A 16,501-nucleotide genomic window follows, 5' to 3' on the forward strand; every position below is an offset into this window, starting at 1 on the left:
GCTCACGCGCCCCCGGGGACTCCGGCGGCCGTGAGGCTCCAGTGGTACAGCGTCATGGCCACGCTGGTGGCGAGGTTGTAGCTGGAGACCTGGGGGCGCATCGGCAGCGACACCAAGTGGTCGGCACGCGCGCGCAGTTCGCGGGAGAGCCCGCTGCGCTCCGAGCCGAAGGCGAGCAGCGCGTCGTCGGGCAGCTTCAGACCGCGGATGTCCTCGCCCTCCGGGTCGAGGGCGAAGAGCGGTCCGGGCGGCAGTTCGGCGACGTCCAGGCGCTCCACCGCGGTCGCGAAGTGCAGCCCGGCCCCGCCGCGCACCACCGTGGGGTGCCAGGGGTCGAGCGTGCCGGTGGTGATCACACCGGTCGCCCCGAAACCGGCGGCCAGCCGGATCACCGCGCCCGCGTTGCCGAGGTTGCGCGGCTGGTCGAGGACGACGACGGGCGCGCCCCGCCCGGCCTTCCCGAGGGCGCGCAGACGGGTCTCGCGGGCGGGCCGTACGGCGAGGGCGGCCACCCCGGTGGGGTGCGTACGCGGTACCAGGGACGCGTACGCCGCCTGCCCCACCTCGGTCAGCAGGCCCGCCAGCGTCCGCCGTACGTCCGGGGCCAGCTCGTCGGCGAGGGCGAGTGCGGCGCTCCGGTCGGCGGTGACCGCGACCGGGACCTCGGCGCCGAAGCGCAGGGCGTGCTTGAGGGCGTGGAAGCCGTCCAGGAGCACGGAGGTGCCGACGCGCCGCTGCCAGAGCGCCATCGCGTCCGCGTGGCTCAGGGGGGCGTCGGCGTCCGGCCCGGCAGGGTCGGCAGGGTCGGCGGGGTCGGCGGGGTCGTTCATGCCGGGAAGCCTACGTGGGCGCGCTCGGTGTCCTCCGGGGCGGGCGGCGCGGGCGGCGGCGCGACCCGGCCGCGCGCGAACAGCCGCTCACGCGCGCGTGCCGCCCAGCCCCCGATCCGACGGAGGAAGGACGTCGGCAGGAAGACCGCGTCCGCGGCGATCATGGCCAGCGAGAAGAACGGCAGCCCCAGCACCACGGCGATCACCGCGTGCTCGGTCATCATGACCGCCAGCAGGACGTTCTTGGCCCGCCGGTGCAGCAGCGTGAACGGGAAGGCGACCTGCACGGCGACCGTCCCGTACGTCACCAGCAGCACCATCGTGCCGCTGCTGGACAGCAGATCGGCCAGCGCGGGCCACGGCGAGAAGTAGTCCAGGTGGAGCGGGTAGTGGACGGCGGTGCCGTCCTGCCAGCGCGAGCCCTGGATCTTGTACCAGCCCGCCGTGGCGTAGATCAGACAAGCTTCCGCCATGATCACGAACAGTGCTCCGTTGTGCAGGATGTTCGCGATCACATCGAGCAGGATCCGCGGCTCGGCGCTCCTCGCGCGCCGCCCCACGACCCACCACAGTCCCTGCGCCGCCCAGGCGCCCCACAGCAGCACCGGCACCAGCGCTTCGGAGTCGAACAGCCGCCCGGCCCCGGTCGCCGCGGCCAGCAGCACCCCGAACACGCCCCACAGCGCGGGCCCCGTACGGTCCACGACCCGTTCGCCACGCGCCCGCGCCTCGTGCCCGAGCCGCTCCCGCCGGGCGTCCAGTGACCACACCCGGCCGCACCGGGTGAAGACCAGGTAGATCGACATCAGGTGCAGGACGTTGTCCCCGCCGTCGCCCATGAAGACACTGCGGTTCTGGAGGGAGAGCACGCCGACCATGAAGAGCAGCGACATCGTGCGGGTGCGCCAGCCGAGCATCAGCAGCAGGCTGGAGAGCACCGCGAGCGCGTAGGCGATCTCGAACCAGAGCGTCGCGTCCGACCACATCAGCACCGTGAAGGAACCGTTGAGGCCGGTCAGCTGCTGGCCGAGGTCCCAGCCCCAGGGCCCGTTCGGGCCGTACAGCTCGTGCCGGTGCGCATACTCGCGCAGCAGGAACAGCAGCCAGGTCCCGGCGAAGCCGATGCGTATCACGGCGGTCTGGTACGGGCCGAGCGCCGACTCCGTGACCCGCGCGATGGCGCCGGAGACCGCCAGGGCGACGCGGTTCACCCGATCCCTCCCTCGGCCTCGGCGGGCGGCACCCGCCACCAGGCCAGCTCGCGGTGGACCGGCCGCAGGGAGACCTCTTCGTCGCTCCACTCGGGCGGCGCCACATTGGTGGTGGCGGCCCGCACCTGCACCCGTTCGAACACGCCCCCGGCCCCGGCCGCGCCCGCCCGCTCCAGGCGCATCAGCACGATGCGCCGCAGATACGCCTCGCTCATCGCCCCCCGCTCACCGGAGGGGCGGTTCTCGGCGTCGTGCGATCCGACGTAGAAGTCCCAGGCGCGGCGCAGCTCGTTCTGAGCGGTGTGGCTCGGCAGCAGGTTGCCGTCGATGTTCCGGCCGTCCTGCGCGGACAGGTCGTACCAGCCGGTGATCCGGGAACCGCCGTCCGGCGTGCGCACCTGCGCCCGGACCTGCACGGAGATGTTCTGCTGCAACGGGTTCGGCGCGAACAGTTTCCAGTTCTGCTCGAACTCGGGGTAGACCCACTCCTCGACCGCCTCGCCGTGCCGCTTGGTGGCCGTGTTCGACGGGGCGACGTGCAGGAAGACCATCCCCAGGTGGACACAGACGACCACCGCGACGACCGCCAGCACCACGGCGACCCCGACCCGGTACGGGAGCCGCAGCGCGGCCACCCCGGTACGGGGCGGTCCCGGGGGGTGCGGACCGGGCGCCTCGTCACCGCCCCGGGGTGAGGGCACCTGGTCGACGGCGTGCGGGCCGTCGGCGGGCGGGTTCTCCACGCCGTCGCCGCGCGCGCCCCCTGCGCCGTACGCGTCCATTCCGCCCCGTCTCCCGGTCCCAGGTCCGTCCTCGGCTCGCCCCGCCCGCACACGCCTCCGTACGGCGCTCGCACCGGCACCGTACTCAGGCCGACCCGCCCGGCACAGCCCCATCGGATGAGCCACGCGCCACACACGGGAGGGGACACCTTACGGCCATGGCGCCGCCGTTCCCTTCTCCTGGAACCTGTTCTATCTTGACCCTCGTTCCTGACGTCCCGTCAGATCCAGACCCGGGCCGACGACCGGGCCGAGCGGCACCGCCGGAAGGGCAGGGAGGGACCGTGGACTTCACCTTCAGCGAGGAGCAGCAGGCGGCGGCCGAGGCGGCGCGGGGGGTCTTCGCCGATGTCGCCCCGGACACGGTGCCGAGCCCGGCGCTCACCGCGGGCGCCGTGGCCGAGGGGTACGACCGGCCGCTGTGGGCCCGGCTCGCCGAGACCGGACTCACAGGGCTCCTGCTCGCCCCGGAGCACGGCGGGGCCGGGCTCGACCCGGTCGCGCTCTGTCTGGTGCTGCGCGAGTCGGCGAAGGTGCTGGCCCGGGTGCCGCTGCTGGAGACCAGCGCGGCCGCGGCCGCCGTCCAGGCCTTCGGCGCCGCGGAGCCGAAGGCGGCGCTGCTGGCGGGCGTGGCCCGGGGCGGGACCGTGCTGACGGTCGCCGGGCACGGCCGCACCGGCCACGACCCCGCCGAACGTGCCGTGACCGCCCGGCGGGACGGCGCGGACTGGCTGCTGGACGGAGCCCAGACGGCCGTCCCCTGGGCCCATGACGCCGACCTCACGCTCGTACCCGCGACCGACCGGAACGGCGGCATCGTCCTGGCCCTGGTGCCGCGCGGCCACCCGGGCACCGCGCTCGCCGAACAGATCTCGACCACCGGGGAACGGCTCGGCGAGCTACGGCTGGAGGCGGCCCGCCTCCCGGTCACCCGCGTCATCGACGCCGAGGGCGCCTGGGAGTGGCTCCGGAACCTGCTGCTCACCGGGACCTGCGCGCTGGCGCTCGGCCTCGGCGAACGCGTCCTGCGCATGACCGCCGACTACACCAGCACGCGGGAACAGTTCGGGCACCCGCTGGCCACCTTCCAGGCCGTCGCCGTGCAGGCCGCCGACCGCTATGTCGACCTGCGGGCGATGGAGGCCACGCTCTGGCAGGCCGCCTGGCGGATCGGCTCCGGGGCGGCGGCGCAACGGCCGCTGCCCGCCGCCGCGGACGTCGCCGTCGCGAAGATCTGGGCCGCGGAGGGCGTACGACGGGTCGCGCAGACCGCGCAGCACCTGCACGGCGGCTTCGGCGCCGACGTCGAGTACCCGCTGCACCGCTACCACGCCTGGGCCAAGCACCTGGAACTGTCCCTCGGCCCGGCGTCCGCCCACGAGGAGGCGCTGGGCGACCTGCTGGCGGCCCACCCGCTGGGCTGAGCGCCGCGCAGTGCCCCGGCGTCGCCCAGAGCGGTGCCTACAGGACGAAGCCGGGCTCCCCCTTGTCGTTCACGACGGCGCGCCCAGCGGCCTGCCACACCTGCATTCCGCCGTCCACGTTCACGGCGTCGATGCCCTGCTGGGCCAGATACATCGTGACCTGCGCGGACCGACCACCGGAACGGCAGATCACATGGACACGGCCGTCCTGCGGCGCGGCCTCGGTCAGCTCCCCGTACCGCGCGACGAATTCGCTGACCGGGATGTGCAGCGCCCCCGCGGCATGACCTGCCTGCCACTCGTCGTCCTCACGGACGTCCAGCAGGAAGTCGTCGTCCTTCACGTCCGTGACCTGCACGGTGGGCACACCAGCTCCGAAATTCATGGTTCCGAAGCTACCGGACGCCCGGGCCGGACGAGCCTGACGCTCACTCCTGCCCGAGCAGCTCCGCCAGCTCCGCCTCCCGGCTCTGGACCTCCGTCAGCAGCTGCTCGGCGATCTCCTCCAGGAGCCGGTCGGGATCGTCGGGCGCGAGCCGCAGCATGGAGCCGATCGCGCCCTCCTCCAGCGTCCGCGCCACCTCGGTGAGCAGTTCCTTGCGCTCCGACAGCCACTCCAGGCGGGCGTACAGCTCGTCGCTGGCGCTGGGACCGGACGCGGCGGGCGCCGGACCGGCCTCCCACTCCTCGGCCAGCTCCCGCAGCAGCGCCTCCTCGCCCCGGGCGTAGGCGGCGTTCACCCGGGTGATGAACTCCTCGCGCCGCTTGCGCTCGCCGTCCTCCTGCGCCAGGTCGGGGTGGGCCTTGCGGGCCAGCTCGCGGTAGAGCCTGCGGGCCTCGTCGCTGGGCCGGACGCGCTGCGGGGGCCGCACCGGCTGGTCCGTGAGCATCGCCGCGGCCTCCGGGAACAGGCCACCGCCGTCCATCCAGCCGTGGAACAGCTCCTCCACGTCCGGCATCGGCATGACCCGGGCCCGCAGCTCCTCCGCCTTGCGCCGGTCCTCCGGGTCACCGCTGCGCTCGGCGCGGGCCTCGGCGATCTGCGCGTCCAGCTCCTCCAGGCGGGCGTACATCGGGCCGAGCCGCTGGTGGTGCAGCCGGGAGAAGTTGTCGACCTCGATCCGGAAGGTCTCCACGGCGATCTCGTACTCGATCAGTGCCTGCTCGGCCGCCCGCACGGCCCGCTCGAGCCGCTCCTCGGGCCGCTGCTGCTCAGCTTCCGGGGTCATCACCCGACCAGCCTAGGCCCTGTCCACGGATCTTGGCCCCCGCACCCTCACACCCCCGTCTCCGCCGCGACCCGCCCGGCCCGCACCCCGGCCAGCAGAGCGGCGTGATCGGCCTCGGTGCGGTCGGCGTACGCCAGGGCGAAGGCGGATATCGCCTCGTCCAGCTCCTCGTTCTTGCCGCAGTAACCGGCGACCAGGCGGGGGTCGACGCTGTGCGAGTGGGCGCGGGCCAGGAGGGCGCCGGTCATCCGGGCGTAGTCGTCCATCTGGTCGGCGGCCAGCGCGCCCGGGTCGACGCTGCCCTTGCGGTTGCGGAACTGCCGGACCTGGTAGGGCCGCCCCTCGACGGTCGTCCAGCCCAGCAGGATGTCGCTCACGACCTGCATCCGCTTCTGCCCCATCACCACCCGGCGCCCCTCGTGGTCCGCCTCGGGCGCCGCGAAACCGGCCGTCACCAGGTGCGGGACCAGCGCGGACGGACGGGCCTCCTTCACCTGGAGGATCAGCGGCTCGCCCCGGTGGTCCAGCAGCAGCACCACGTACGAGCGGGTGCCCACGCTGCCGGTGCCGACGACCCGGAACGCCACGTCGTGCACCGAGTGCCGGGCCAGCAGCGGCAGCCGGTCCTCCGACAGCGTCGTCAGATACTCCTCCAGGGACGCCGCGACCGCCACCGCCTCCGCGTCCGGCACCCGCCTCAGCACCGGCGGCGCGTCCACGAAGCGGCGCCCGCCGTCGTCGGTCGGCTCGGTCGACTTCGCCGCGAACCGCCCACTGGTGTTCGCCCGCGCCTTCTCGGAGACCCGTTCGAGCGTGCCCAGCAGGTCGTGTGCGTCGGTGTGGGAGACCAGTTCCTCGTCCGCGATGGCGTTCCACGCGTCCAGCACGGGCAGCTTGGCCAGCAGCCGCATGGTGCGCCGGTACGCGCCCACCGCGTCGTGCGCGGCGGCCCGGCAGATGTCCTCGTCCGCCCCGGCCTCCCGGCCCGCGAGCACCAGGGAGGTGGCGAGCCGCTTCAGGTCCCACTCCCAGGGGCCCGGCACCGTCTCGTCGAAGTCGTTCAGGTCGATCACCAGGCGCCCGCGCGCGTCGCCGTACAGGCCGAAGTTCGCCGCGTGCGCGTCACCGCAGATCTGTGCCAGGACCCGGGTCATCGGGGTGCGCGCGAGGTCGTACGCCATCAGCCCCGCCGAGCCGCGCAGGAACGCGAACGGCGTGGCGGCCATCCGCCCGACCCTGATGGGCGTCAGCCCGGCGATCCGGCCGCGGTTGGACTCCTCGACGGCCGTCACCGGGTCGGGCCGGGAGGCGGCGAGGTCGAGCGTGGCGTGCGCGTGCCTCGGGACCCGCTCCCGCAGCGCCTTCCCGGCCTCCTTGGGCGACGGCGACGGCGTCGCCGACCGGTCGGCCTCGCCCCGTGGCCGCCACTCGGCGAACCCCCGCACCCGCGGCAACCGCCCCGGCCCACCGGCCCCCGCCGCCACCACACCAGCGTCCGTCACACCGACCGCCTCCCCCGCACCTCGCCGGACCCGCACGCCCGAACATCAACTCGTGCCGACCGTACAGCCACGAGCCGGAACGGCGTCAGCCCCTGTGGACAACTCCCAGCCTGTGGAAAACCCCGCCCCCCGAGGAACCCGGAACGACGCCCCGCGTCAACCCGACCATGCGCCCTACAGCCGCACGACCAGGGTCCGCCGCCCACCCGACCAAGCGCCCTACGCCCTGCGCCCTGCACCCTGCACCCTGCACCCTGCACCCACCCGACCAGCTTCCGCCGCCCACCCGACCGGGGTCCAACGCTCGCCCGACCGAGCGCCCTACGCCCGCAGGAACGTCAGCACCGCCAGCACCCGCCGATGCGTCTCCTCCGCGGGCGGCAGGTCCAGCTTCGTGAAGATCCCGCCGATATGCTTGCCGACCGCCGCGTCGGACACCACCAGCTCCCGGGCGATCGCCGCGTTGGACCGCCCCTGGGCGATCAGCGCGAGCACCTCACGCTCCCTCGGCGTGAGCCGCTCCAGCGGGTCCCGGCGGCGGCGCAGCAACTGCCGTACCACTTCCGGGTCGACGACCGTGCCGCCGGAGGCGACGTCGGAGAGCGCGGTCACGAACTCCTCGACCTGGCCGACCCGGTCCTTCAGCAGATAGCCGACGCCACGACCGTCACCGGAGTCGAGCAGCTCGGAGGCGTACGTCCGCTGCACGTACTGGCTGAGCACCAGCACCGGCAGGGCGGGCCGCCGCTCCCGCAGCCGCACCGCCGCGTGCAGGCCCTCGTCCTGGAAGCCGGGCGGCATGCGCACATCCGTCACGACGATGTCCGGAGCCTCCGCCTCGACCGCGGCGGCCAGCGCCCCCGCGTCCCCGACGGCCGCCACCACCTGGTGCCCGAAGCGGGCCAGCAGGCCGATCAGCCCTTCCCGCAGCAGCACACTGTCCTCGGCCAGCACTATCCGGAGGGGTCTCTCGACGGAAGCGCCGAGGGCGCCGAGGTCACTGGTGCCACCGAGCGCGGCCGACAAGGAATCTCCACTCGCAACACGGTCGGTCCGCCCGCCGGACTGGCCAGGGAGAGTCTGCCATCCAGCACCGACACCCGGTCCGCGAGCCCCGTCAGCCCACTGCCCGCCCCGGCCCGCGCGCCGCCCCGCCCATCGTCGCTCACCCGCAGCACCAGCCGACCGTCCCGGTGCTCACCGGTCACCGTCGCCCGGCTCGCCCCACTGTGCCGGGAGACGTTGGTGAGCGCCTCGCCGACCACGAAGTACGCGGCGGCCTCGACCGCGTCCGGCAGCCGCCCGGGCAGTTCCAGCGCCACGTCGACGGGCACCGCACACCGGTCGGCGGCGTCGGCGACGGCGGCCGCAAGCCCGTAGTCCGTGAGCACCTTGGGATGGATGCCCCGGATCAGCTCCCGCAGCTCCGCGAGGGCCGCGTCCGCCTCCTGGTGGGCCTTGGTGAGCTGCTCGGCGAGCGGGCCGGGCGGAACGTCGAGGCGGGCCAGACCGAGCGTCATCGTCAGCGCCACGAGCCGCTGTTGGGCGCCGTCGTGCAGATCGCGCTCGATGCGCCGCCGCTCCGCCTCGAAGGCGTCCACCAACCGCACGCGCGAGCGGGTCAGTTCGACGAGCCGCTCGCCCAGCTCGCCCTCGCGCGAGGCGATCAGCAGCCGCGTCAGCGCGCCCCGCGCCCCCGCGCCCACCCCCAGCAGATAGGCGCCCGCGCACAGCAGCGCCAGGCCGAGCACCGCCACCGCGAACGCGGCGGGCCAGGTCGTGACCGTCCACTGCTTGAGCACCTTGGTCTCCCGGCCGTCGCCCACCGTCGCCATCAGCAGCGGCGTCGCGGCAAGACCCGCCGGGAAGAGCAGCCCCACGGTCACCACAAGCGCGTCGACGGGCCACAGCAGCCCCGCGAGGAGCAGGGCGTACCCCAGTTCCCGCCAGGTCGCTCCCTCCCGTAGCCGGGTGGTCAGCCAGGGCCTGAGCCCTTCGGCACCGGGCGTCCGGTGCGGGTCGGCGGGATCCGTCCCGGCGTCCACGAGGCGCAGCCTGCGCCGCTCCAGCCGGGCGACGGGTATCCCGGCCAGCACGAGCCCCACCAGCAACGGCAGCCCCACGACCACCAGCGCGAGCATCCCGCCGAGCACGGCCAGCAGCGCCAGCCCCACCAGCAGGGTCACGCCGAGCAGCACACCGCTCAGCAGGTACGCGACGCTGCGCCACGGCCACGGCGACAGCAGATAGCGCGCCCCCGCCATGGCCTGCCAGACGGTGACCACGGCCCCGGCGGGCGTACGGGTCACCAAGGGGGGCGTGGGCGGCGTAGAGGGCATGCGGATCACCGTAGAAGGCGCCGCCCGGCCGGGGCCATCGGCTCGGCCCGACCTTCCGGGGTAGGCCTGGCCCTACCCCGGGACTCGCTCCCACCGCACTGCGCCGCACCCCCTCCCCACGGTTCGGTGAGACCCATGACCGAAGACGCCGCCCAACGCCTCGCCACGCAGCCCCTCACCAGCCAACGCCTCGCCACGCAGCCCCTCGCCAACCAACCCCTCATCGCCCACCCCCTCGCCACCCAGCCCTCCACCGCCGGGCCCCCCGCCGTCCAACTCCACGCCGTCAGCAGGCACTACGGCACCAAGGGCCGCACCGTGACCGCCCTCGACGACGTGTCGCTCACCTTCCCCCGAGGCACGTTCACCGCCGTCATGGGCCCCTCCGGCTCCGGCAAGTCCACCCTGCTGCACTGCGCCGCGGGCCTGGACCGGCCCACCTCCGGCTCGGTCCGGATCGGCGGCACGGAGCTGACCGGGCTGAGCGAGCGCGGGCTGACCCTGCTGCGCCGGGACCGCGTCGGCTTCGTCTTCCAGTCCTTCAACCTGCTGCCGTCCCTGACCGCCGAGCAGAACGTCGCCCTGCCGCTGCGGCTGGCCGGGCGCCGCGTCCCGCGGGCCCGGGTCCGTGAGGCCCTGCGCCAGGTGGGCCTCGGCGACCGCGCCCGGCACCGCCCCGCCCAGCTCTCCGGGGGCCAGCAACAGCGCGTCGCGCTCGCCCGTGCCCTGATCACCCGGCCCGACGTCCTCTTCGGCGACGAGCCGACCGGCGCCCTGGACTCACGGACGGGGCACGAGGTGCTCGGGCTGCTGCGCGGCATGGTCGACCGCGAGGGCCAGACAGTGATCATGGTCACACACGACCCGGTGGCCGCCGCCCACGCCGACCAGGTCGTCTTCCTCGTCGACGGCCGCCCGGCGGGCCGCCTGACCGGCGCAGACGCGGACACCGTCGCCCACCACATGACAACCCTCACGCGCGCACACGTGGACGCCACCCCGCACCACCCAACAACCCACCACACGACCCCCCTGCCCCCCACCCCCAAGGCAGCACCCACATGCTGACCACGTCCCTCCGCACCCTCCGCCCCCGCTGGACGACCTTCGTCGGCAGCTTCGTCGCCCTGGCCCTCGGCGTCGCCCTCCTGACCGTCACCGGCCTGGCCCTCGCCGCCTCCCTGGACGCCCCCACCCGTGCCCCGGAACGTGTCGCCACCGCCCCGGTCGTCGTCCGCTCCCAGGACACCCTGCGCGTGCCCACCCCCGTGGGGGACCGCGTCCAGAAGCTCGCCCACCCGCGCGGGACACCGCCCCCGGCCCTCGCCGCCCTGAAGCGCCTGGGCCGCGTCACCGAGGACCGGTCCTACCCCGTCCGCGTCCACACCGCGTCCGGCGCCCGCGTCCTGACCGGCCACCCCTGGCCCACGGCCCGCTTCGCCCCGTACGAGCTGACCGCGGGCCGCGCGCCCGCCGCCCCCGCCGAGGTCGTCGTCGCCGACCGGCACGCGCGCGTGGGCGACCGGCTGCGCACCGACCACGGCACCGTACGGGTCGTCGGCACGGTCGCCCCCCTCGGCTTCGAGGACCCGGTCTTCCACACCGCCGCACGGGCCGCCGGCCTCGCCCCGGTGAGCACCCAGCTCGTCGTGGAGGCCGACCCGGCGGCCGTCCGCTCCGCGCTGCGCGGGCATCCCGTCGACGTGCTCACCGGCGACGCCCGCCGCCGCGCCGACGCCGACCCGGACCGCGACTTGGAGGCGCTGACCGCGCTGAACGCCCTGTTCGGCACCGCGGGGGGCGTCAGCGCCTTCGTGTCGGTGTTCGTCGTGGCCTCCACGTTCGCCTTCGCGGTCGCCCAGCGACGCCGGGAGTTCGGACTGCTGCGCACCGCCGGGGCGACCCCGGGCCAGATCCGCCGGACGGTGCTGACCGAGGCGCTGCTGGTCGGCGTGCTCGCCGCCGCCGCGGGCTGCGCGCTCGGGGGCCGGGCCGCGCCCGTACTCGCCGAGCGCGTGGTGGACGCCGCTCTGGCCCCCGCCTGGTTCACCGTCGGCGCGGCCTCCTGGCCGTACCAGGTCGCCTTCTGGACGGGTCTGGCCGTCGCCCTGTGCGGCGCGCTGGCCGCGTCCTGGCGGGCGGGCCGTACCGCGCCCGCCGAGGCGCTGCGCGAGGCGTCCGTGGACGCCGGGGCCATGCCCCGGGGCCGTCTGCTGTGCGGTACGGCCCTGCTGCTGACCGCCGCCGTGACGCTCGTCCTGGCGCTGGCCACCGCACCGGGCGAGCTGCTGCACCGCAAGACCTACGTCAGCCGCCCGATGCTGCTGATCACCGCGGTCGCGCTGCTGGCTCCCCTGCTGGTGGGGCCGCTGGTCCGGCTGCTCACCCGGCTCCCGGCCCGGCTGCCCGGCGCGGGCGGCACGCTGGTCCGCGAGAACGCCGTGACGGGCGTCCGCCGCACCGCCGCGGTCGCGGCTCCCGTCCTGGTCACGGTCGCCCTCACCGGCTCCCTGCTGGGCGCCACCGCGACCCTGTCCGAGGCGCGGGCGGCGGAGGTCCGCGAGCAGACCTCGGCCGACTACGTCGTCACCGCCCCCACACCCCTCGACGCCCGGACCCTGCACGCCCTGCGCGCCCTCCCCGGCACCCGGACCGTCTCCCCCTCGGCGTCCACCGCCGTGCACGTCCTGGAGGACGGCGTGGCCCTCGTCAGGTCGCGGGCCCGCGCCGCCGACCCGCGCCGGCTCGCCGCGACCACCCGGCTGCCGCTCACCGCCGGGCGGGTGACCGACCTCGACGACGACTCGATCATCGTCAACGAGGAGTGGGCCCGGCACCGCGTCGGTGACCACGTCGACGTGTGGCTCGGCGACGGCACCCGCAGGTCGCTGCGGATCGCCGCGGTGCAGCGCACCGGCACCGGCGACAACGGCGTCTACGTCACCCCGGCCAACGCCCCCGGCGCGCCCGTCGACCGCGTCGACGTCACCCTGGCCCCGGGCGCCGACCCCGCCGTCGTGACGGCCGGGCTGCGCACGGCGCTCCAGAACAGTGGCGCCCGCGTCCTCCCCAAGGAGGAGTGGGTACGGGCGAACCGCCCCGGCACCGACCGCACCACCCGCCTCGGCCACCTGCTGGTCCTCGGCATCGCCCTGCTCTACACCGGCATCTCGGTGGCGAACACCATGGTCATGGCCGCCTCCGACCGGGCTCGTGACCGCACGGCCCTGCGGCTGGCGGGCGCCACGCGCGCGCAGGTGCTCCGGCTGGCCTGCGCGGAGGCGCTCACCGTCGTAGCGGTGGGGTCGCTGCTGGGCCTGCTGACCGCCGTACTGAACCTGCTCGGCATGGGGGCCGCGCTCGCCGCCCTGTCGGTGCCCGCCCTCCCTCGGCTCCCCTGGCAGGCGCTCGGCGCCACCACGGCGGCCTGCGCCCTCCTCGCGGTGCTCGCCGCCCTAGCCCCCACGGCGCTCGCTCTGCGCAGCCGCGGCGCGACCGTCTGAGACTTTGTTCACAGCGAAAGGAGCCGGACATGCGGAACGGGCGGCATCGTGATCACGATGCCGCCCGTTTCCGGTGGTGCGCGAGGGGGGAGTTGAACCCCCACGCCCTTGCGGGCACTGGAACCTGAATCCAGCGCGTCTGCCTATTCCGCCACCCGCGCATTGGGTGTGTCCTCGGGCCCTTGCCCCTTGGGGGCTGGCGCCTTCCGACACGCAGAACATTAGCACGGCGTCCGGGGTGGGTTCACATCCCTTTCCCCCGCCGGGACAGCGCGGAAACCCGAACCACCGTCCCGTCCCGCCCCGTCCGGCCCGTCGTTCACGTATCAACCTCGTACCGGTACCGCCCGTCTCCCCGGAAGCCGTACGGAGTCCACAGTCGGGTGCGGGACACTGGTCTTCGGCCGCCTCTACGATCCTTCCCAGGACAACGTCCAAAGAAGAGTTCGAAGGGGGTCTCCGGAGGGAACTTCGGAGGCGTCGACACCCGTCGACCGGGCCGACAGGGGGAACCAGCCGATTCACCGGCGCGTGGATACGATCAGTAAGCAGTACCGGGTGGGCCGTAGCGGCACCCGGAGCGGCAAGGGCAACGGCGGCAACGACGGAGGAGGTGCCCCATGGGAGTCCTGAAGAAGTTCGAGCAGCGTCTCGAAGGTCTGGTCAACGGCACCTTCGCCAAGGTGTTCAAGTCCGAGGTGCAGCCCGTGGAGATCGCGGGAGCACTCCAGCGCGAGTGCGACAACAACGCCACCATCTGGAACCGCGACCGCACCGTCGTACCCAACGACTTCATCGTGGAGCTGAGCACCCCCGACTTCGAACGGCTCAGCCCCTACTCCGGGCAGCTCGGCGACGAGCTGGCCGGAATGGTGCGCGACTACGCCAAGCAGCAGCGCTACACCTTCATGGGCCCCATCAAGGTCCATCTGGAGAAGGCCGACGACCTCGACACCGGTCTGTACCGGGTGCGCAGCCGCACCCTCGCCTCCTCCACCAGCCAGGCCCCCGGCGGCCCCGCCGCCGCCCCGCCCGCGGCCGGTCAGCGCCCCGGCGGCTACGGCTACCCGCCGCAGCCCGCGTCGGCGCCGCCCCCCATGCCGTCCGCGCCCCCGCCCGGCGGTGGCTACGGCTATCCGCCGCCCGCCGCCCCGCAGCGCCCCGCCGCGGCGCCGGGAGCCATGCCGGGCGGCTCCCGCACCAGGCACTGGATCGAGATCAACGGCACCCGCCATCAGATCTCCCGCGCGACGCTCGTGCTGGGCCGCAGCACCGAGGCCGACGTGCGGATCGACGACCCCGGCGTGAGCCGACGGCACTGCGAGATCCGGACCGGAACGCCCTCGACGATCCAGGATCTCGGCTCCACCAACGGCATCGTGGTGGACGGGCAGCACACCACCCGCGCTACGCTCCGCGACGGCTCGCGGATCGTCGTGGGCAGCACCACCGTTATCTATAGGCAAGCCGAAGGGTGATCCGGGGGCAATGTCAGAGCTGACCCTCACGGTCATGCGGCTGGGTTTCCTGGCCGTACTGTGGCTGTTCGTGATCGTGGCCGTGCAGGTCATCCGCAGCGATCTGTTCGGTACGCGCGTCACGCAGCGCGGCTCGCGGCGCGACGCGGGGCGCGCGCAGCAGCCCGCGCGCCAGGCCGCGCCCCCGCAGCAGCGCCAGCAGCCCGCGGGTGGCCGCGGACGCCGCGGCGCCCCCACCAAGCTGGTCGTGACCGAGGGCACCCTGACGGGCACCACCGTCGCCCTCCAGGGCCAGACCATCACCCTGGGCCGGGCGCACGACAGCACGATCGTGCTGGACGACGACTACGCCTCCAGCCGGCATGCCAGGATCTACCCGGACCGGGACGGCCAGTGGATCGTCGAGGACCTCGGCTCCACCAACGGCACGTATCTCGACCGGACGCGGCTCACGACCCCCACGCCGATCTCGCCGGGCGCCCCGATCCGCATCGGCAAGACCGTCATCGAGCTGCGGAAGTAGTGCTACGTCATGAATGAGCGCGAGCGGAGCGAGCACGCAGCGGCGGTCCACACCCGGGGCCCCGGCGCGCTCCCGACCGGAGGGTGGGCAGTGTGGCTCGACACGATCGGCTGTATCCGGAGCCGACGGGCGAGGTGCGCATGAGTCTGTCACTGCGCTTCGCCGCCGGTTCGCACAAGGGCATGATCCGCGAGGGCAACGAGGACTCCGGGTACGCCGGACCGCGACTGCTGGCCATCGCCGACGGCATGGGCGGCGCGGCGGCCGGTGAGGTCGCCTCGTCCGAGGCCATCTCGACCATCGTCGCCCTCGACGACGACATCCCCGGCTCCGACGTCCTGACCTCCCTCGGTACGGCGGTGCAGCGGGCCAACGACCAGCTGCGGCAGATGGTCGAGGAGGACCCGACGCTGGAGGGCATGGGCACCACGCTCACCGCCCTGCTGTGGACCGGGCAGCGGCTCGGCCTCGTGCACGTCGGCGACTCGCGCGCGTACCTGCTCCGCGACGGCGTCCTCACGCAGATCACACAGGACCACACCTGGGTGCAGCGTCTGGTCGACGAGGGCCGCATCACCGAGGAGGAGGCGACCACGCACCCGCAGCGGTCGCTGCTGATGCGGGCGCTGGGCAGCGGCGACCACGTCGAACCCGACCTCTCGATCCGCGAGGTCAGGGCGGGCGACCGGTATCTGATCTGCTCCGACGGTCTCTCCGGCGTCGTGTCCCACCAGACCCTGGAGGACACCCTCGCCAGCTACCAGGGCCCGCAGGAGACCGTGCAGGACCTGATCCAGCTGGCGCTGCGCGGCGGCGGCCCCGACAACATCACCGTCATCGTCGCCGACGTCCTCGACCTCGACACCGGTGACACCCTCGCCGGGCAGCTGTCCGACACCCCCGTGGTGGTCGGCGCGGTCGCCGAGAACCAGAGCCAGCTCAGCGACAACGGCATCATGCAGACCCCCGCGGGCCGCGCCTCCGGCCTCGGCCGCCAGGGGCACGGCGGGGGCGGCGAGTTCGGCCCGCCCGGCTCCGGCGACACCACCGGCTACATCCCGGCGGGCGGCTTCGGTGGCTACGGCGACGACGACTTCGTCAAACCCGACTCCGGCCGCAAGTGGCTCAAGCGGTCCTTCTTCGGCGTCCTCGCGCTCGCCGTCGTCGGCGGCGGCCTGTACGGCGGCTACCGCTGGACACAGACCCAGTACTACGTCGGCGTCAACGAGGACCATGTCGCCCTGTACCGGGGCATCAGCCAGGACCTGGCCTGGGTGTCGCTGTCGGAGGTCGAGAAGGACCACCCCGACATCGAACTCAAGTACCTGCCGCCGTACCAGCAGAAGCTGGTCAAGGACACCCTGGCCGAGGGCAGCCTGAAGAACGCCCAGGCCAAGATCGACGAACTGGCCGTGCAGGCCTCCGCGTGCGAGAAGGAGGCGAAGCGGCACGAGGCCGAGAGCGAGAACAACGCGCAGACCGGCGAGGGCGAGGCAGGCGGCACCACGGGAACCACTCCGGCCTCCTACACGTCCAAGGCGTCACCGAGCCCGTCCACGACCCCGTCCCCCTCCCCGTCCGCGACCACGCCCACTCCCAACCCCGGCCCGAGCCTGTCGGAGGAAGAGCAGAAGGTCGTCTCGCTGTGCGGTAAGCAGTAGGCAGCCGTGAGAGGCCCCG

General features: G+C 74.0%; 14 protein-coding genes and 1 tRNA gene. 6 read left to right on the forward strand and 9 right to left on the reverse strand.

The window, feature by feature from the left end:
• Positions 1-2: 2 nt before the first annotated feature.
• From KBY47_RS17850 to KBY47_RS17860, 3 genes are read right to left on the reverse strand one after another with little or no spacing between them, the layout of a single operon-like run.
• The gene (locus tag KBY47_RS17850; protein ID WP_210922145.1) at positions 3-830 is read right to left on the reverse strand and encodes a TrmH family RNA methyltransferase; all 828 of its coding nucleotides are present in this window, start codon (positions 828-830) and stop codon (positions 3-5) included.
• Positions 827-2,041 (reverse strand): HTTM domain-containing protein, encoded by a 1,215-nt coding sequence (locus tag KBY47_RS17855; protein WP_210922146.1) that lies wholly within the window; start codon positions 2,039-2,041, stop codon positions 827-829. The genes KBY47_RS17850 and KBY47_RS17855 overlap by 4 nt, the downstream gene beginning before the upstream one ends.
• Positions 2,038-2,823 carry a DUF5819 family protein gene (locus tag KBY47_RS17860; RefSeq protein ID WP_210922147.1) on the reverse strand — a complete coding sequence of 262 codons (786 nt, stop codon included), beginning with the start codon at positions 2,821-2,823 and terminating at the stop codon, positions 2,038-2,040. The genes KBY47_RS17855 and KBY47_RS17860 overlap by 4 nt, the downstream gene beginning before the upstream one ends.
• A gap of 284 nt (positions 2,824-3,107) precedes the next feature.
• Here KBY47_RS17860 and KBY47_RS17865 point away from each other — a divergent pair, with 284 nt between their 5' ends.
• Positions 3,108-4,247: an acyl-CoA dehydrogenase family protein gene (locus tag KBY47_RS17865; protein WP_210922148.1), complete on the forward strand. Its 1,140-nt coding sequence runs from the start codon at positions 3,108-3,110 to the stop codon at positions 4,245-4,247.
• Between the two features lie 37 nt (positions 4,248-4,284).
• On the opposite strand, the gene KBY47_RS17870 is transcribed toward KBY47_RS17865, so the two are convergent.
• The 5 genes from KBY47_RS17870 to KBY47_RS17890 form a co-directional block, all read right to left on the reverse strand.
• The gene (locus KBY47_RS17870; protein WP_210922227.1) at positions 4,285-4,614 is read right to left on the reverse strand and encodes a rhodanese-like domain-containing protein; all 330 of its coding nucleotides are present in this window, start codon (positions 4,612-4,614) and stop codon (positions 4,285-4,287) included.
• A 61-nt stretch (positions 4,615-4,675) separates the two neighbouring features.
• On the reverse strand, positions 4,676-5,476 hold the full coding sequence (locus KBY47_RS17875; protein ID WP_247694861.1) for a hypothetical protein: 801 nt from the start codon (positions 5,474-5,476) through the stop codon (positions 4,676-4,678).
• Positions 5,477-5,523: 47 nt separating this feature from the next.
• On the reverse strand, positions 5,524-6,978 hold the full coding sequence (locus tag KBY47_RS17880; protein WP_210922150.1) for a DUF2252 domain-containing protein: 1,455 nt from the start codon (positions 6,976-6,978) through the stop codon (positions 5,524-5,526).
• Between the two features lie 321 nt (positions 6,979-7,299).
• Positions 7,300-7,932 (reverse strand): response regulator transcription factor, encoded by a 633-nt coding sequence (locus KBY47_RS17885; RefSeq protein ID WP_210922228.1) that lies wholly within the window; start codon positions 7,930-7,932, stop codon positions 7,300-7,302.
• Positions 7,932-9,242 (reverse strand): sensor domain-containing protein, encoded by a 1,311-nt coding sequence (locus KBY47_RS17890; RefSeq protein ID WP_210922229.1) that lies wholly within the window; start codon positions 9,240-9,242, stop codon positions 7,932-7,934. Before KBY47_RS17890 ends, KBY47_RS17885 begins: the two co-directional genes overlap by 1 nt.
• A gap of 210 nt (positions 9,243-9,452) precedes the next feature.
• Here KBY47_RS17890 and KBY47_RS17895 point away from each other — a divergent pair, with 210 nt between their 5' ends.
• Together KBY47_RS17895 and KBY47_RS17900 are read left to right on the forward strand one after the other, a co-directional pair.
• Entirely contained in the window at positions 9,453-10,385 is a 933-nt protein-coding gene (locus tag KBY47_RS17895; RefSeq protein WP_210922151.1) for an ABC transporter ATP-binding protein, read from the forward strand.
• Entirely contained in the window at positions 10,379-12,820 is a 2,442-nt protein-coding gene (locus KBY47_RS17900; protein ID WP_210922152.1) for an FtsX-like permease family protein, read from the forward strand. The genes KBY47_RS17895 and KBY47_RS17900 overlap by 7 nt, the downstream gene beginning before the upstream one ends.
• A 74-nt stretch (positions 12,821-12,894) precedes the next feature.
• Here the strand turns inward: KBY47_RS17900 and KBY47_RS17905 are convergent.
• Positions 12,895-12,981, reverse strand: a tRNA-Leu gene (locus KBY47_RS17905).
• Between the two features lie 459 nt (positions 12,982-13,440).
• Between KBY47_RS17905 and KBY47_RS17910 the strand changes: the two genes are divergently transcribed.
• The 3 genes from KBY47_RS17910 to KBY47_RS17920 all read left to right on the forward strand — a co-directional run bounded on the left by KBY47_RS17910 (position 13,441) and on the right by KBY47_RS17920 (position 16,482).
• On the forward strand, positions 13,441-14,298 hold the full coding sequence (locus KBY47_RS17910) for a DUF3662 and FHA domain-containing protein (RefSeq protein WP_210922153.1): 858 nt from the start codon (positions 13,441-13,443) through the stop codon (positions 14,296-14,298).
• A 10-nt stretch (positions 14,299-14,308) separates the two neighbouring features.
• On the forward strand, positions 14,309-14,821 hold the full coding sequence (locus tag KBY47_RS17915) for an FHA domain-containing protein (RefSeq protein ID WP_210922154.1): 513 nt from the start codon (positions 14,309-14,311) through the stop codon (positions 14,819-14,821).
• A gap of 140 nt (positions 14,822-14,961) precedes the next feature.
• Positions 14,962-16,482 (forward strand): Stp1/IreP family PP2C-type Ser/Thr phosphatase, encoded by a 1,521-nt coding sequence (locus tag KBY47_RS17920; protein WP_210922155.1) that lies wholly within the window; start codon positions 14,962-14,964, stop codon positions 16,480-16,482.
• Positions 16,483-16,501 lie beyond the last annotated feature (19 nt).

The organism is Streptomyces sp. B93, assembly GCF_018070565.1.
In the GTDB taxonomy this organism is placed as follows: domain Bacteria; phylum Actinomycetota; class Actinomycetes; order Streptomycetales; family Streptomycetaceae; genus Streptomyces.

Coding starts and splice junctions, on each gene's coding strand:
- KBY47_RS17850 (WP_210922145.1), bottom strand. CDS start 830: ATGAACGACCCCGCCGACCCCGCCGACCCTGCCGACCCTGCCGGGCCG.
- KBY47_RS17860 (WP_210922147.1), bottom strand. CDS start 2,823: ATGGACGCGTACGGCGCAGGGGGCGCGCGCGGCGACGGCGTGGAGAAC.
- KBY47_RS17875 (WP_247694861.1), bottom strand. CDS start 5,476: ATGACCCCGGAAGCTGAGCAGCAGCGGCCCGAGGAGCGGCTCGAGCGG.
- KBY47_RS17890 (WP_210922229.1), bottom strand. CDS start 9,242: ATGGCGGGGGCGCGCTATCTGCTGTCGCCGTGGCCGTGGCGCAGCGTC.
- KBY47_RS17895 (WP_210922151.1), top strand. CDS start 9,453: ATGACCGAAGACGCCGCCCAACGCCTCGCCACGCAGCCCCTCACCAGC.
- KBY47_RS17900 (WP_210922152.1), top strand. CDS start 10,379: ATGCTGACCACGTCCCTCCGCACCCTCCGCCCCCGCTGGACGACCTTC.
- KBY47_RS17910 (WP_210922153.1), top strand. CDS start 13,441: ATGGGAGTCCTGAAGAAGTTCGAGCAGCGTCTCGAAGGTCTGGTCAAC.
- KBY47_RS17915 (WP_210922154.1), top strand. CDS start 14,309: ATGTCAGAGCTGACCCTCACGGTCATGCGGCTGGGTTTCCTGGCCGTA.
- KBY47_RS17920 (WP_210922155.1), top strand. CDS start 14,962: ATGAGTCTGTCACTGCGCTTCGCCGCCGGTTCGCACAAGGGCATGATC.